General features: G+C 55.6%; 17 protein-coding genes. 6 read left to right on the plus strand and 11 right to left on the minus strand.

Annotation, left to right across the window (positions count from 1 at the left end; genetic code table 11):
- Position 1: 1 nt before the first annotated feature.
- Together SCARR_RS20985 and SCARR_RS20990 are read left to right on the plus strand one after the other, a co-directional pair.
- A complete protein-coding gene (locus SCARR_RS20985; RefSeq protein ID WP_168433500.1) occupies positions 2 to 868 on the plus strand; it encodes an alpha/beta hydrolase in 867 nt (288 codons plus the stop codon).
- Positions 869 to 898: 30 nt separating this feature from the next.
- Complete coding sequence (locus SCARR_RS20990) at positions 899 to 1,903, plus strand: 3-keto-disaccharide hydrolase (protein WP_136063604.1); 1,005 nt, start codon at positions 899 to 901, stop codon at positions 1,901 to 1,903.
- A gap of 56 nt (positions 1,904 to 1,959) precedes the next feature.
- On the opposite strand, the gene SCARR_RS20995 is transcribed toward SCARR_RS20990, so the two are convergent.
- The 3 genes from SCARR_RS20995 to SCARR_RS21005 form a co-directional block, all read right to left on the minus strand.
- Complete coding sequence (locus SCARR_RS20995; RefSeq protein WP_136063605.1) at positions 1,960 to 3,354, minus strand: hypothetical protein; 1,395 nt, start codon at positions 3,352 to 3,354, stop codon at positions 1,960 to 1,962.
- A complete protein-coding gene (locus tag SCARR_RS21000) occupies positions 3,351 to 3,827 on the minus strand; it encodes a GNAT family N-acetyltransferase (RefSeq protein ID WP_136063606.1) in 477 nt (158 codons plus the stop codon). Before SCARR_RS21000 ends, SCARR_RS20995 begins: the two co-directional genes overlap by 4 nt.
- 315 nt (positions 3,828 to 4,142) lie before the next feature.
- Positions 4,143 to 4,622 (minus strand): ureidoglycolate lyase, encoded by a 480-nt coding sequence (locus tag SCARR_RS21005; protein ID WP_136063607.1) that lies wholly within the window; start codon positions 4,620 to 4,622, stop codon positions 4,143 to 4,145.
- A 429-nt stretch (positions 4,623 to 5,051) separates the two neighbouring features.
- Here SCARR_RS21005 and SCARR_RS21010 point away from each other — a divergent pair, with 429 nt between their 5' ends.
- Positions 5,052 to 5,723 carry a sulfotransferase gene (locus tag SCARR_RS21010; protein WP_136063608.1) on the plus strand — a complete coding sequence of 224 codons (672 nt, stop codon included), beginning with the start codon at positions 5,052 to 5,054 and terminating at the stop codon, positions 5,721 to 5,723.
- Positions 5,724 to 5,766: 43 nt separating this feature from the next.
- Entirely contained in the window at positions 5,767 to 6,231 is a 465-nt protein-coding gene (locus tag SCARR_RS21015; RefSeq protein ID WP_136063609.1) for a hypothetical protein, read from the plus strand.
- A 4-nt stretch (positions 6,232 to 6,235) separates the two neighbouring features.
- On the opposite strand, the gene SCARR_RS21020 is transcribed toward SCARR_RS21015, so the two are convergent.
- From SCARR_RS21020 to SCARR_RS21035, 4 genes are read right to left on the minus strand one after another with little or no spacing between them, the layout of a single operon-like run.
- The gene (locus SCARR_RS21020) at positions 6,236 to 6,817 is read right to left on the minus strand and encodes a hypothetical protein (RefSeq protein ID WP_136063610.1); all 582 of its coding nucleotides are present in this window, start codon (positions 6,815 to 6,817) and stop codon (positions 6,236 to 6,238) included.
- Between the two features lie 31 nt (positions 6,818 to 6,848).
- Positions 6,849 to 7,775, minus strand: coding sequence for a metallophosphoesterase (locus tag SCARR_RS21025; protein WP_136063611.1), 927 nt, complete (start codon positions 7,773 to 7,775; stop codon positions 6,849 to 6,851).
- A 56-nt stretch (positions 7,776 to 7,831) separates the two neighbouring features.
- Positions 7,832 to 9,424: an esterase/lipase family protein gene (locus tag SCARR_RS21030; protein ID WP_136063612.1), complete on the minus strand. Its 1,593-nt coding sequence runs from the start codon at positions 9,422 to 9,424 to the stop codon at positions 7,832 to 7,834.
- A 17-nt stretch (positions 9,425 to 9,441) separates the two neighbouring features.
- The gene (locus SCARR_RS21035; RefSeq protein WP_136063613.1) at positions 9,442 to 9,666 is read right to left on the minus strand and encodes a hypothetical protein; all 225 of its coding nucleotides are present in this window, start codon (positions 9,664 to 9,666) and stop codon (positions 9,442 to 9,444) included.
- Between the two features lie 214 nt (positions 9,667 to 9,880).
- Between SCARR_RS21035 and SCARR_RS21040 the strand changes: the two genes are divergently transcribed.
- Positions 9,881 to 10,765, plus strand: a complete 885-nt coding sequence (locus SCARR_RS21040; protein WP_136063614.1) for a hypothetical protein — start codon at positions 9,881 to 9,883, stop codon at positions 10,763 to 10,765.
- A gap of 122 nt (positions 10,766 to 10,887) precedes the next feature.
- Positions 10,888 to 11,589 carry a family 16 glycoside hydrolase gene (locus SCARR_RS21045; RefSeq protein ID WP_168433501.1) on the plus strand — a complete coding sequence of 234 codons (702 nt, stop codon included), beginning with the start codon at positions 10,888 to 10,890 and terminating at the stop codon, positions 11,587 to 11,589.
- On the opposite strand, the gene ycaO is transcribed toward SCARR_RS21045, so the two are convergent.
- From ycaO to SCARR_RS21065, 4 genes are all read right to left on the minus strand, one after another.
- Positions 11,586 to 13,337, minus strand: coding sequence for a 30S ribosomal protein S12 methylthiotransferase accessory factor YcaO (gene ycaO, locus SCARR_RS21050; protein WP_136063616.1), 1,752 nt, complete (start codon positions 13,335 to 13,337; stop codon positions 11,586 to 11,588). The two genes, SCARR_RS21045 and ycaO, sit on opposite strands and share 4 nt — an antisense overlap.
- An 81-nt stretch (positions 13,338 to 13,418) precedes the next feature.
- Entirely contained in the window at positions 13,419 to 13,922 is a 504-nt protein-coding gene (locus tag SCARR_RS21055) for a M48 family metallopeptidase (RefSeq protein ID WP_187356383.1), read from the minus strand.
- Between the two features lie 10 nt (positions 13,923 to 13,932).
- Entirely contained in the window at positions 13,933 to 14,811 is an 879-nt protein-coding gene (locus SCARR_RS21060; RefSeq protein WP_136063618.1) for a PA4780 family RIO1-like protein kinase, read from the minus strand.
- A 25-nt stretch (positions 14,812 to 14,836) separates the two neighbouring features.
- Positions 14,837 to 15,304 carry a ribonuclease HI gene (locus SCARR_RS21065; protein WP_222846381.1) on the minus strand — a complete coding sequence of 156 codons (468 nt, stop codon included), beginning with the start codon at positions 15,302 to 15,304 and terminating at the stop codon, positions 14,837 to 14,839.
- Positions 15,305 to 15,354 lie beyond the last annotated feature (50 nt).

Genomic DNA, 15,354 nt, shown 5'->3' on the forward strand with positions numbered 1-15,354 from the left:
AATGACTAAGCGACTCACGATACTGGCCCTTTCGATCGCAACGATCACCTTTGCGACGGAAGTGGAGAGGGATGTGATATACCACCGTCTTGAAGGGGTTGCCCTGACCATGGATGTGTTTACCCCCGAGAATCAAAACGGCGCGGCCGTGGTAAAAATCGTAAGCGGCGGGTGGAAATCAAAATACCGCATACTGGATGAAAAATTTGCGAAACCCTATACGGACCAAGGCTACACGGTGTTTGCTGTTTTCCATGGCTCCCAGCCTCGGTACAAGGTGCGGGACATCATGGGCTTCATGCATCGAGCCATTCGGTTTATCCGCTTTAATTCGGATCGATGGGGCATTGATCCCCATAGAATCGGCGTGACCGGCGGCAGCGCGGGCGGGCACCTGAGTTTAATCCTTGCAACAAAGGGCGGTGAAGGTGATCCAAAGGCAAAGGATCCCGTCGACCGCGCCAGCAGCGCGGTGCAGGCCACGGCCGTTTTTTATCCTCCGACGGACTATCTAAACTGGGCGGAGCCCGGCGACGAAGCGGTCGGCATCGGCAAGCAGGAGCGATGGAAGCCGGCCTTCGGCCCGGAAGCGGATACCGCGGAGGGCCGTCAGATTCTTGGCCGTGCGATGTCGTCCATCTACCATGTCAGCAAAGACACGCCGCCCGTTTTCATTATCCATGGCGACCAAGATAAAGTGGTTCCGCTCCATCAGGCCTTGAGTTTTCAGAAAGCCGCTCGAGCAGAGGGTGCTGTGGTCGATGTCGTGATCAAAGAGGGGGGCGGCCACGGCTGGCCCGACCGGGCGACGGATGAACAGCAGTTCGTGCAGTGGTTCAATACCTATTTGCTTGGTCCTTCAAAATAATACATATGATTTTTAGATAGAGGAACTGCCATGAATATGAAGCAAAAATGTGTTTTTGGACTCTCTGGCCTTATGCTTTTAGCACTTGCATCGACGTTGCATGCCGAGCCGGTTCCGAAGGAGCTGCTGGGCGATTGGTCGCTCGAGCTTGATTCCGGTTTGCCCGCGTGGATGCGGGTGGCTGAAACCAATGGGCAGCCCTTGGCCTTCCTGCGGCTCTATGTCGGGCCGGCCGGCCCGCACCGCGATGCAAAAATTGAAAACGGCCGGCTCAAATTTGAAATCCGGAAGAAAAATAAAAAGAGTAAATCGGTCTCCGTTCAGACGATTGACGTAGGAACAAAAGACGGGAAGCTGGACGGAGTGATTGTCCGCTCGTCGCCGAATGGAAGGGGGGAGCGCGAGGCGTTCACCGGAAAGAAGATTCCCCCGATGCCGGCCTCTGCTCCAAATCTGGCCAAGGTCCGGTTTGGCAAGCCCATCACGCTTTTTAACGGAAAGGATATGACGGGCTGGCGGGTTCACGAGTCGGACAAGGTAAATGGCTGGGCTGCAGTGGACGGCACATTGAAGAATTCCACGCCGAAAACGGACTTCAGCGCCACTGGAGCGTATGCAAACTTAAGGACCGAAGAGGTTTTCGGCGACTTCCGGCTGCACATCGAGTTTCTGATCGGTACCAACCGAAACAGCGGGGTTTATCTGCGGGGCATGTATGAGGCGCAGGTGGTGGATCGCGACAGCCGAATGCAGGGGATGCAGGGCGTGGGAGCCATCTTTGGAACCATTGCTCCGTCGCACAACGCCGGCAAAGCCGGTGGTGAGTGGCAGAGCTATGACATTACGTTGGTCGACCGCCATTTCACGGTGGTGCTGAATGGCGAGAAGGTGATCGATAACCAACCGGTATCCGGACCCACGGCGGGGGCTATTTTCACCAATCCCGCAGCGCCCGGCCCCATCTATCTGCAGGGCGACCACACCACGGTGGCTTACCGGAACATCTATCTGGAACCCGTTGTTTCCCAGAAGTAAACCGGCTTCCCGGCAGTTGTTCTGCGGCTGACGGGCGACTTCTTTCGCTCATGTATTCACTTAATGTATGGCATTTCCACTTTCTGCCGCAGCCATTCCCGAACCTGCGGATAGCTGGTTTCAGGAAATTTATGCCCTACGCCTTCAAGTACGAGGAAGGTGATGTCGACCCCGGCCTCGCGCGCGGCTTCATCCAGCTTTTCGAAATTAACCCGTCGTTTGTCGTTCGCTCCGATAATGGCGAGCATGGGTCGGCCTTTGATGCTCTCCAGCCCGCCCATCGGCCATCCGGCTCCGGCAGGAATGAATGCATGGAAATAGTTCTGAAATGCTTCGTTTGAATGGCCCAGCTGATGCATGACCGCCGCCCCTCCCGAGGAATAACCGCCTGCCACCCGCTTTTGAGGATCCGCGTTCGGAGCCAGTGTTTCCAGTTTTTTGAGCATGGTTTGGTAATACGGCCACGGTGTCTGCCACCCCCCGGCCTCTTCGCCTTTGTCTGTTCGGTAGGGCAGGGCAATGCAGATATACCCTTTGCCTTCGGTGATGGCCGCCGCTTTTTTCGGATTGTTCGTGCCAGCGCCCCCGCCGAACCAGACCAGCATCGGATACGTTTTATCCGGCGAATAATCGGTCGGGAAATAGATGCCTGCTTTGGCTGGCTCATCCTTCCAAGTCTGGCCAAGCTCTGGAAAGTTCACGTAGTAGGTGGTTCCGGGTTTAATGGGCAAGATTTTTTTATGGCTCATTGCTTCCCAGTCTTCCTGCAGCCATTGGAGAACAGCGTCTTTTACATCGGACGGTGCAATTTTATGTCCGCCGGGGTGGGTGAATTTTTGAATGCGGCAATTGCGCTTTTTTAGCGTGGCCGAGTCAATTTCATCCCACTTGTTTGCTCCCTTGTCGTTTACGCCGTTGATGATTGCGACCGCCATGCTTTCGCGGAAGGGCAACTCCTGATAGTCATCGCCGCCAAGCCATCCGCCGTAGGCAATTACCCCGGCATACGGCTCCTTCCGCCGGGCGGTAATGCCATAGGCTCGCATGGCTCCTCCCGAGAACCCACTGAGGTAGATGCGCTGGGGATTGTGGGGAATGCGCCGGAAGATGTCGTCCAGCACCTCGTCTTCCATCTGTGTCTCAAGGGCTTCGTCTTTCATTCCATTCCGGAGTTTATCCACCCCGACCAACAGCCAGCCGGCTTTTTCCGCGCTGGGTTTAAGCTTGGTCATAATCTGATGCCCTTTGCCGCCGGGGCTGAAGGCGATAATCAGGGGAGGTGGGTTATCCTGCTTGAATGTGGTTGGAACATAAACATGGTAGGTGATGCCGGTTTCCCCAGGAGCCGCATTGGATATGGTGGTTGCTGGGGACAACGTCATAAATTCGGCTTCCTGTGCAAAACAGAAGCCTCCGGTAAAAAAAAGGATGGCTAGATAGAAGGCTTTCATTCTTCTCCTTTTGTCCCCAGCGTTTTTTCATAATGGATCACTTCGAATGGGGCGATTATTTTGCGTTCGGTTTCCCTGTAATTGTTCTTCATGTAAAAACGCTGAGCAGTTTCTTGAAGCGTTGTGGTTTCAAGATACAAATTGCGGAGGCCGAGTTGGAGGGCCGATTCTTCCAGCTGCTCAAGGATCAACTGTCCGAAGTTATTTCGTTGCTGATCCGGGTGCACTCGCATTCGACGGACTTCGGCCTGCCCTTGGCCTTTGCGTTCAAGTGCGCCCATGGCCACGATGCCGCCGTTCAGGAGTCCAACCAGAAAAACGCCGCCGGTTTCGAGGTAGACTTCGGGGATATGATGCAGGTCGTTATCCCAATCGCCGTTTCCGGCATGCGCGCCTGTGGGACGCAGGGCAGCGTTGTGCAGATTCCAGACCGCGACCTTGTCCCTGTTTTCATATGGGCGGATCGTAAACATGTTTCAGGTGTAGCACAGCGGTATGATTTGAATAAGAAAAAAGGAGGCTCCCGGCACGGGAGCTTCAGTAGCAACAGAGCTTTTTTCCCTGCACCGGAAGGCCCCTGGCGACATGCCGGGCCATTTTTTGAAGATCTTTGGAAAATGGAATTCGTCCGCAAAAAAAATCCGGATTGAGTTGCCCGCAGATATTGGTGTCGCGCATGCCTATGGATTCAGGATTGTGCTGAAGTAATAACAACTAAATCCATTCTGCGCAAAAAGAGGAAGGGCGGCTCATGGAACCGCCCTTTGCATTTTTAAACTTATACTCCTCTAGAATACCAGTTCGCCGGGCTGGTCGATCTTTTCGTATACCGTGTCGTTATCGAGGAAATCCTTTTTGCAGATCACCAGCATGATGTTTTCTTCAATGTCTACAGCAAAGGGCGCGGTGTGCCAGCATTTGTCGGCGAGTACAACGAGTTGGTTTTTGGCTACGCGGAAGGCTTTCATGTCTTCGGCTTTCGGAACAGCATCGCTGGGCGTGGCTACACCGATCGCCCAGTCGCCTGTGAGGGAGATTAGGCCGGTCTGGGTTTCAAAGTGGTTTTCGAGGTCATCGTAGACCATATCCATTTTCTTAATGTTCAGAACGCCCACTTCGACATCACCGTCGATGGCAAGAAATGCCTGCTGCTTCCAAAAGTTAACCGTCGGAACGGCAATGGTGGGCTCAGTCTTGATCGGCATTTCAATGACCTGGCCATATTTGCTGAATGCTTCTTTGGTGATCGTTTCGATTTTCGCTTTCATGATGAACTCCGGTTAATCTGTTTTATGCTCGCTCCATCTCTTCCGGCACCACCCGTGCGCGGAAGCACCCCCCCCCTGAGACAAAATAGTTAGCGTAAAACAAGCTCTCGGAAAACATACCCGTTGTCAAAGGTATATCCTCCGACCTCCTTGGGCAGGCAATCCCCTCTCGGAATATGAATATTGTAGGCGAAGTGCTCTATCTGTTTTTATCCGAGGGGTTTAGCAATGAAGGTGCCGTTGCAAACCCTTCTTGTGCTGGGTTTCCGAGTGCAATACAGGCATAGTTTTTTGCAGGAATGGCCCAGCTTGCCTTTGGCTTTTTCCGTGATGGGGTCGGGCAATTCACATTATTTACATGTTGTGGCGCTGCTCTTTTAGATATTTACTGTTTCAGCACATGTTGGGTGCGGATATGGCGGGAGGGATATGCTCCATAGGTTAAAAAACAGGATGCGCCTTTGCGGACGATTGGGTTTGGGGGCAATCCTTTCCGTTGGAAAGCAAAAGGTTTTTTGCATTGGCTTCAACAAGACCGGAACGACATCCCTTGAAACGGCGTTGAAGCGGCTCGGTTATGTGGTGGGCAATCAGCATCTGGGGGAGCAGATCGCCTTCAAGCATTGGGCGCAGCGTGATTTCCGTACGCTCATCTGGTTTTGCCGCACCGCGCAGGCTTTTCAGGACTTGCCATTCAGTTATCCCGACACCTATAAAGCTTTGGATGCCGCCTTCCCGGGCAGCAGGTTTATTTTAACGGTGCGGGATTCCTCCGAGCAATGGTATGAGTCGTTGGTGCGTTTCCATGCAAAGGTTTGGAGCGATGGCCGCGTTCCTCCGACCAAAGCGGAGCTGGAAAAAGACGGGAGTTGGTACATTCACCGCAATCTTTTTGACGTTCCCGAAGACAACCCCTATCAAAAGGATGTGCTGATCGGAACCTATGAGCGCCATAATGCAGGGGTGGTCGATCATTTCCGTTCCCGGCCAGAGAATCTTCTGGTGTTGAATGTGGGGGAAAAGGGAGCCTATGGGAAATTGTGCGGCTTTTTGGATAAACCCTGTAGCCAGAGCGAGTTCCCTTGGGAAAATAAAACATAACATGCTTTCACGCGGAATTTTAGGAGCCGCAATAACCGCCGCCATGAAACGCATTATTCTAAATACGATCCTTCAAGAGCTGGAACGCGAGCTGAGCCGGTTGAGCCATGCTAATGAGCAGTCCAACAAGGGCGCGGCCTTCAGTGCGCCGAATGCTGAAAAACAGCGGGACACGACCGGGGTCGAAGCCGCTTTTCTTGCGCATGGCTATGCCAAGCAGTGCATCACTCTCGCCAAGCAGATTGAGGAGCTCAAGGCGTTGGAAGTCGAGGACTTTACCGGGCAGGAAGTCGATGTCGGCGCGCTGGTCGAGGTGGAGATGAGCGGCGAAACCGATTGCTACCTGCTGCTCCACTGCGGTGGCGGCGGCGAAGTGACCGTTGACGGGAAGCGGGTCACCGTCATCACGCCCGAGTCCCCGTTGGGTGCATCGCTGATGGGCAATATCGAAGCCGGATCGTTCTCTTTCCGCGCTGGGGAGGAAGGCATCATTTTAGACGTATGCTGACGGATTAAAAACGGTATCGAACTCCCGCACCCACGGCATTTGAGCCGCCGTCGTCGGCCACGGTGCCGAAACCGTCGGAGCGATGGTGCAGCCGCATCAAAACCTCCCAGTTTGATTCGCGTGGGCCAAGGGTCAATTCCCCGTACCAATAGATCAGCCAGCGCTGGCTGTCGTCGTTGGTTTCAAGCTCGATTTCCGGAACACGTGTGGCGTAGGACGGGCCGATTCCCCAGGCCAGGCTGGTCGCCAGCCGGTGATCCCAGGGAAAGCGGTGCCAGCGGAGTCCGAGGATGGGCAGGTTGAACTCCCAGTTGTCTTGCTCCCCGAAATATTTTCCAACCCCTGCTTCCACGTCACAGGACAGCTTTCCGTCGAAGAACCGCAAGGCGGTCCAGGAGGCCGTCGCCGAGACAAGGGTTGCTCCGGTAAAACGAGTATCCGGAGAGATGGTGTGTTCCCATTTTTCCCGGGTCAGCTGTGCGCCGTAAACGGCCACGGCAAAATCCCTGGTTTGACCGATGCAGGGCGCAATTCCCTGCAGGCAAGCCGCCGCTGCAATCAGGCAAAATTTTCCGCCTCTAGTCATGCTCCGCGATTACCCCCTCTCCGCTAGGCGATTAAGCCGGGGCTTTGTTCATTGTCTGGCAGACGGCCCGGCTGTAGCCGGTGACGGTGATGTTGCCGCCATGATCCACTTCGACAATCGCGTATGAATTGTTTGCTGCGCCGGTTCCTTCAACCATGGCTTTCAGGGTGTAGTAGTGGATGCCTTCAATGTGCGAGTAGTTTCCCTTATGAAGGTGGCCCTGAAAAACCGCCAGAACTTTTTTGCTCTCCTGCAATGCTTGCCGAACCTGATCTGCATTCTTGATGAACAGCGTTTCGTCACGGGGATCAAGCGGCTGATGAATAAATGCAATGGTGGGGGCGGTCGTTTCGGCCAGATCATTTTTGAGCCAAGCCATTTCTTGATCTGGAATGTTGGTATCCTTCCAGTGGAAGTTGCCGTGGTCGTAGTCGGACCCATCCGCCTTGTAGTTGGGATCAAGCACGATGAAATGAAGCCCCTTTGAATCGAAGGAATAGTATTTCGATCCGGGTTCAATTCCTGTGTTCTCGGTGTTCGCTAGAAACTGTTCCTTCGAGATGCTGTCTGCATCATGATTGCCCAAAACATGGTAGCGCGGGCCCTTGAACCGACCAAAAACGGATTCAATGGCCTTGAGGTTTTCCAAGGAGCTTGCCTCAGAGACGGGTTTGTTCTGGTCTTTGAAGTCGCCGAGCTCGACTATAAAATCAACCCGTTGCTCATTCATCAGCGCGATGCATTCGGCCATTTTGGCTACGGATTCTCTGTAGTGGCGCGAGCCCTTCGGGGCGGTGTCGGCATAGTGCGGATCGGTTAGAATCCCGAAGCGCAGCCTTGCTGTGCTCTCCGTTGCGCCGGCCGATCTTAAAGACAGCCCGCAGACGACGGTTCCTGAAGCTTTCAGGAAATCACATCGGGTAAGGTTCCATCCGTGTTTTACATGATCATCACTCATATTCTGTGCCCTTATTTATTCCGGCAGTTTACCGCGGACAACCATCCTGTGAAACATCAATCGGTGACGGGATCGACGGGTGTCGCGATGATCTGGAAAAAGCCAGAGAGCGCTTCGCTTTCGAGCAGATATTCGCGGGTGATATCTGGCTCAGAAGTCGGCGGAATGGTTTCGAGCGGCAGCCATGGCTCGTCCAGCGCCTCGGTGAAGCGCACTGCGTATTGCGTATTCGGATAAGCGTTCCACGAAAGTGCCGCCGTGCCATCGACCAAGTGCACTTCGATAACCGCGTAGACGGTCAGCGTGCTATCCGCGTCATCGTATGCGGTGCCGAGCAGGAATTCCTGATAGTCGTCGAATCCGTCGCCGTCGGAGTCGTGGTCTTCGAGCACGGCGCGCATGATCCAGCGCTTGTTGCGGGCGTTGATCTCCACATGCTCTTCATTATTGACGGCATAGTGGATTTCGTCGAACGGACTGAGGGCGGTCAGCTCCGCATGGCTGGCGAGGTTGGATTCAATGTTTTCGATGGGAATGCCGAGCGCGCTGACGGTGGGAATGAAGCAGTGGTTGGTCGAGGCGATGTAGTCGTCGCCGTCAATATAGTCTGGAGGCAGGTTGGTGAAGATTTGGAAGAAGGTGGTGCGGTAGCCGCCCGGTGCGTTGTCGAGTGAAAGCGGGTGGTAGGTATTGACCGTCTTTTCCGGCCTTCCGAAAAGGAACGCGTCGAAATCGCCATAGAAAACCGTGGAAGCGGCATTGTCTGATTGGGGCAGGGCATAAATATCCGCATCAATGTTGGGATCCAGAAAACCGCCGCCGTTATATTCCCAGTGAAGCATAAGGTCCCCGGGATTGAACGGCAGCTTTTCGCCGTAGCCGGAACCGTTGCTGATGGCGATGGTTTTGCAGTTGGCTGGATATCCCGCTGCGGTCATGGTGTTCACAAATTCCTGCCGTTCCGGGGCGCTCGCGCCGGCTGGCGCGTCCGGTGAATGGCTGTGGTGAACCAGCAGCATTTGCCGGGCGGCCGGCGTGTCGAGCGACAGCAGAAACTCGCGTATGGGATCGAACGTCGGAAGATTGACGGTGCTGAAATATTCAAAGAACTCCTGGACGCCTAGCGGCAGGTTGGCGCCCTCGTGCGGCGCATCGAAGCTGATCCAAGTGTTCACATCGTGGTAGGGCAGACCGACCAGCGCCTTGCGCAGCGTCAAACCGCCGAGGCTGGCGCCAATAGCGGTAAACTTGTCGGACGGGTTGGAACGGTGGCTGTTGACGTAGTTGACGGCGGCTTCGGTCAAGGCGCTGTTGGCGAGTATATCGGCTGTGGAGTCGCCAAAATTAAGGACAATCAGGTCCCGCCCGTAGCTTTGCAGGTCGGTCACCAGGTTTTCCTTGTTCAGCAGGTCGTAGAGCTCCGGCCAGTCCATGCTGTTGCCGATGTCGAAGCCCTCCACCACCAAGACGGGGTTAACCAGCGCCGTCGTGTTGGTGTCGGTCTGCAAGATGAAGAGTTCGCCGGTCGCGCTATAGGGCGGTGCGGAGGTGGCCCGCACAGTAAACGTCGGTTGGGGGACGGCCTGAGCAATCGCTAGGTTTACCCAAAGGAAGGCGCTCGCCGCCAATATGAATTGAAGCCTCGTCATGCCCTGCCTCCTGACGGCTAAAAAAGAATCCCTTTTGACCGGTAGGCCGCAATGCCCTCGGCGAGCAGGGCCGAGGCGGCCGTGCCGGCGGGGAGCCCCGTCTGTTCGGCGATCTTTTGCACCAACGCTTCGGTATCGGGTGCCAGCTTTACTCTCAGCTCGGCATCCACTTCGCCGGCCTCAAGCCGCCGCATCGCTTTGATGAAGGATTCAGGCAGATCAAAATCAGGTTCCGTACACATGATGCTCCTCCTGCATATACGTTTTGCTGTTAGACACGAACGAAGCCCATAGGGTTCAGGTTAAGCGGCGCCCTATTTCCTGAGCCAGCCAGATCATAAGCGTTTAATTGACTTTCTCTGCGCGGGTTGCTATTGATGCAACAAGCTCAGAGGTTGCAATAAGGCATGGATCTTGCTCTGTTGTAAGCTCTTAAAACAACAAAAGGAGAAAGTTATGCGTACTCTCAAAGCATTGCTAGTGGTTGTTTGCTGCATGGTCTATGCAGGTCTCGTTGATGCGGCAACCCTGAAGGACAAGCCCCCGACGATCTTTTATCCCGAAGGCCACTACCTCGAAGGCTGGCCGAGGACGGTCTGCCGCGACATGTTCGGCTACAACTACCAGACCCACATGTTCAAAGGCTCCTACGCCAATGTCTATTTGGGCGGCGATGGATTCCCGCCTTACATGGGCAACACCGAAATGTATTACCTGGCGATGGTCGAATACGGCTACGCTGATACGATTGAGGATGCCGAAGCCATGCTTTCGGAGCTGTGGTACTGGGGCGCCCGCGACCTTGACCTCTATATGAAATGGAACGATGCCTGGCTGAGCAACCAGGACCGCGGCGACGATTCGCAGGGCACCGAGCCCGACGGCAACCTCGACCGCCACTACGGCTATGCGAGCTATTTTGATTCCGGCGCGGCGCTGATCAATATTCAGTCCCAAACCTACGAGATTGAGATCGACGGCAAAACCCAGCTTGTTCGCGAGTACTATTACTTAAAGCTCAAGGCAGTCACGAGCACCGACGTATTGGTTGACGGCATCTGGTACACCGAGGGCGGCGATGAAATCGGTCCCGAAATCTATGGCGCCTTTGCCATTGTTAAAGAAGAGTTTTACGGCCCCTATCCCGCCGGCAAGCCGGGGCATGGAAAACCGGGACACGGCAAGCCGAACCATGGTTGGGGCAAAGGGAATTGCCAGGCCGGGATGCCCGACATGTGCACAACCAAAGAGCATTCTTGGAAGAAACCGGCCAAGAAATCCGGCAAGAAGACCGTCAAGCAGAGCGACGGCCAGAATAACCGCAGTCGCGGCCGCCGCTAAACCGGCCAATCAGACTGAAGGCTTGCATCGCCAGGAAGAGCGGGTTTCCGTTCAACTTGGCGATGGTTTTTTTTGCCAGCTCATTGCATCATCTCCGAACTGTTTCTAAATGGAGAACGATATTGAATGCACTGAAAGCTCTATCTCTTGTTTCGTTGTTTTGCGCTTCCGCCTTCCTGGCACATGCTGAAAACCTCCAGCCGATCTCAAAAGCCACCTTCAAAACGCAGGTTTTCGCGGATGACTTTTCCGCTCCGGCCCTTTCAAAAAAGTGGAGGCTGTATAAATCGTCGTCGGTCATCCGCGACGGCGCGTTGGTGGGCATCGAGCAAAAAGACGGCGGCCACGCGGCGGTACACAGCGTTACCCTTGAGCCCTTCAGCGACGTTGAGCTGCGCGTCGACCTCAAGTTCGAAGGATCAAAAGCAACCAACCTCACGTTCAATGAAAATGGTTTCAAAGGGTCGCATGCTGGCCATGTCTGCCGGGTGGTCGTGTCTCCGACCAAAGTGACGCTGCGCGACGGCAAAACCGGCGTTTTTGAAAACAAGATTCACGCCATGCGTCAAGCCAAGACGATGGATGCCGCCACCGCAGAACTGCTGAAGACCAAAGAGGCCGTCTTTCCGGTCAAGCTGAAGCCCGGTCAGTGGTACTCGGTTTCGGTGCGCATCAAGGGCGACGTCATGCAGGCTTTTATCGACGGGAAGTTGATTGGTTCGCTCCGGTCTGAAGGCATCGCGCATGCGACGAAGAATAAAATCGGCCTCGTGACGCCCAAGCAGGAAATGCACTACGATAATGTAGCGATCAAGGTTCCTTAAGCGGTTTTGAGCGGGCGAAGCCGGTTGTAGATTGCCATAAAATTTTGATGGGCGGGCGATACGGCCTCCCAGCTTTCGGCGAAGCGGAGCCCGTGAAAGGTTAGTTTCCCTGCGATAATGTTCCGGGCGTCGGCCAAGGTTTGCTCATCGAAAAACAGGCCGAGGTTAGCATCGTAGACGCCCGGGTTCTCTCCCGTAAGTCCAAAGTTCACCAGCTCGTGAATGGCGCGGTAGAGGGTTTGCCGCGCGGGCGGCAGGGAATCAAAGTGCTGGCACCAGCTGCACCACTGGGCCGCTTCTTTAAGATTGCCCGTGGCTAGCGACAGCATCCCTTTCAGCTCGCCAATGCGCAGCGAGTGCCAAGCCGTGCCTTCCTCAAAGATCACCCCAATGGCGTCGGAAAGGGGCTGGACGTCGCTCAGCCCGAGCTCTTCCAGTTTTTCCGTAAAGCCGTTCAGCTCATCGACGGACATTTGGTTGAGTTTGAGCAGTTCCGGACGCAGGGAGGCGCCCGTGGTCTTGCTGCTCCAGATCAGATCCTCGGCGGGATAGATGTCCGACATGCCGGGCACAATGATGCGGCAGGTGTAGACGCCGCAGTGCGGGTATTCGGCGCAGTAGGCGCTGAAGCCGAGACGGTTGATGATGGACATTAAATGCGCGTATTCCTCTGCGGTGGTGCCCTGAAAATCCCAATCGTTGAACGCATGGTCCGGCTGGTTGCCGAACATTTTCCAGGAAAGCAGCCCCACGGAATCGATGAAATGGCTTTCCAGGTTAAGCCCGTCGGCCACGGCGTCGAGGTCGTGCGAGGGCCGCTCGAAAATATCCAGCTGGTCGAGGCCGCGCCCCTGCAGCAGTTCGGTCACGGTGCGTTCGAGCGCCACCTCGAAGCGGCAGCTCGCGCCGAACGAAGCATAGCACCCGCCGTCTTTGGGATTGATCAGCAGGACGCAGATCACGGGGAACTGGCCGTCTAGCGAGGCGTCTTTGACCATGATCGGAAAGCCGTGCTCGTTGAGCTCGTCGATGTCGGCCTGAATGCGGGGGAAGCGGTCGAGTACGGATTGCGGCACGTCGGGCAGGCAGATGCCTTCGGCAATGATCTGGTTCTTAACGTAGCGCTCCATGATTTCGGCCAGCGCCTGCGCCCGGCATTCGGTCGGCGTATTGCCGGCGGCCATGCCGTTGCTGACATAGAGGTTGGTGAGAATGCTGACGGGGAAGTAGACCGTCTCTTTGGTTTCCATGCACTCGAAGGGCAGCGCGGCAATGCCGCGGTCCGGCTGGTCGGTATTGTTGTCGAGCAGCTGGGACGGGAGCAGTTCCCCTTCTGGGTTATAGAATGTCCGCAGGGTTTCGTTGAGCAGCTCGGTGCCGTCGGGGTGGTGGGTCGGGATGGCGGCCGGGGCGTCGATGGGAAACCATTTCTCGGCCGGGTAAAACACAAAGCTGTTTTCGGGAGCGTTGCCGAGATAGAAGTCGAAGAAAAAGAGGTTGGTGGAGAGCCGCTCGAAAAACTCGAGAATCGCGCTGGCTTCGCTGGCGAGTTTGGAGCCGCCCTTGCCGTTGGTGTAGATCTGCGGGCATTCCGCCGACCGCAGGTGGACCGACCAGCAGTTGCGCACGGGGTTTTTGCTGGAAACCAGATCGACGGGAAAGCCATGAGTGGTCAGCAGGGCCTGCGCCTTTGCGATCGTGTCTTCGAGGGCGGCGTCTTTGCCGAGAATATGGGTTTTGGCGGTCATCGGTAATCCTTTAAAAACGGGAGGTTTGCGGTTGGGGCACTTATTTCATAATCCCGCGCCGAAAGCAGTGCCCCTCTTGTGCTATATGTCTGGGCCGCTCAATTCCAGCTGCGTCAGATAGAGCCGCATTTCAAACTCGCGTTGGTGGTAGTCGGGCAGCATGTGCTCGCAGAGCTTGTAGAAGGCCTTGTTGTGGCCTTTTTCCTTCAGATGGGCCAGCTCATGCACCACAATCATGTTTAAAAACGCTTCCGGAGCCTTCTTGAAAACGCTGCCGATGCGGATCTCGTTCTTGCTTTTGAGTTTCCCGCCTTGCACCCGGGCCACATAGCTATGCGTTCCGAGGGCGCCATGGATGACGTGGATCTTGTTGTCGTAGGCCACTTTGCTCAGCGGTGCGGATTTTTTCATAAAGCGGTTTTTGAGCGCGAGGGTGTAGTCGCGCAACGCGGCGTCGCTCCGGATGTTGTGGGTGCCGGGATGTTTCTTTTGCAGGAATGCGCGCAGCGAGTCCTGTTCGATCATCTGCTGGATCTTTTCCTGCAGCTCCGGGGCATAGCCGGATAAATAGTTCAAGGTCGCCATGGTTTTTCGGTCACTTTTGGCGTTCTTGAGCCTTGGCCAGCAGTTCGCGGACGCGGATCCGGTGCAAGCGCTCTTCATTTTCTTTGGCGGCGAATTCGACTTCCCGCAACACGCCTTCCACGTCGGCGGGCTTGGTGCTTTCCCGGAAGAGGCCGGTGAGCTTGGTCTCGGGGGAGAGGGTGCCGGCTTCATAATGCGCCCAGATTTCTTTGGCGTGCTTGCTGCCGAGCAGGTCGGAGGCGAAGCGCCCATAGTAGGCGGTCATGTTGTTAACGTCGCGCGCCAGCATCCGCTGGGCATTGTTGTTGCCGGCGGCGTTGACCGCCTGCGGAAGATCGATAATGACCGGGCCGTTCCCATCGACCAGCACATTGAACTCCGACAAGTCGCCATGGACGATCCCGGCGCAGAGCATGCGGATAATCTCTTTCATCACCGTTGCGTGGTCTTTGCGCGCCTGCTCGGGGGGCATGGCAACATCGTTGAGGCGCGGGGCAACGGCGCCGTTGGCATCGGTGATCAGCTCCATCAGCAGCACGCCGTCGAAGCAGCCGTAGGGCTTGGGAACCCGCACGCCGGCATCAGCCAGCAGATAGAGCGCATCGACTTCGGCGTTTTGCCAGACTTCCTCCTGCTCCTTTTTGCCGAACTTGGAGCCCTTTTCCATGGCGCGCCCCCGGCGGGTATTGCGCACGGAGCGCCCTTCGCGGTATTGCACGGCCTTCTTAAAGCTGCGCTGGGAGGCGTCTTTGTACACCTTGGCACAACGGATCTTATCGCCGCAGCGGACGATATAAATGGTGGCTTCCTTGCCGCTCATCATCTGGCGCAGGACTTCGTCCACCAGGCCGTCCTCAATCAAGGTTTTTATTTGTTTCGGAACTTTCATGGCGCCCCTTATACCTTGCGGACGCTTAAATGCAAAGCGGATCGGTCCGGAGGGCTTGGCGCGAAGCACGGTCAACGAGGGTGAAGAACCGGTCGACTGCATCCTTTTGATCGGAAAGGTGGTGGCCCTTCACTTTCACAAAGGTGCAGCCGAATTGATCGGTTAGTCTATAAAATTCCTGATACAGATCCGCGTGCCTGTGCCGGGCTCCGCTTTTGGAGCGGTATTCGTGAAGCTCAAAGCGTTCGCGGCGGCCGGGCAGGCCGACCATGTTTTGCGAGTCGGTGTAGACCGTCACTGCCGGAGCCTGGATTTCGCCGAGCGCCCAGAGGAGCGTTTGTATTTCGAGTTGGGTGGAAGAGGTGAGCTTAAACCGCTTCAATTGAATGCGGTCTTTTAGCGTTTCCGGATCGGCGGCCGGGTCGGTTACGGCGAGGTAGGCGCCATAACCGGTCCGGGAAGGCGGATGTACACTTCCATCTGTAAAAAGCATGACAGGTTTCATAGCGCGTGAGTGGAGCATGAAGATTTTGCAATGACGAG

It is taken from the genome of Pontiella sulfatireligans (assembly GCF_900890705.1).
GTDB classification, from domain to species: Bacteria; Verrucomicrobiota; Kiritimatiellia; order Kiritimatiellales; family Pontiellaceae; genus Pontiella; species Pontiella sulfatireligans.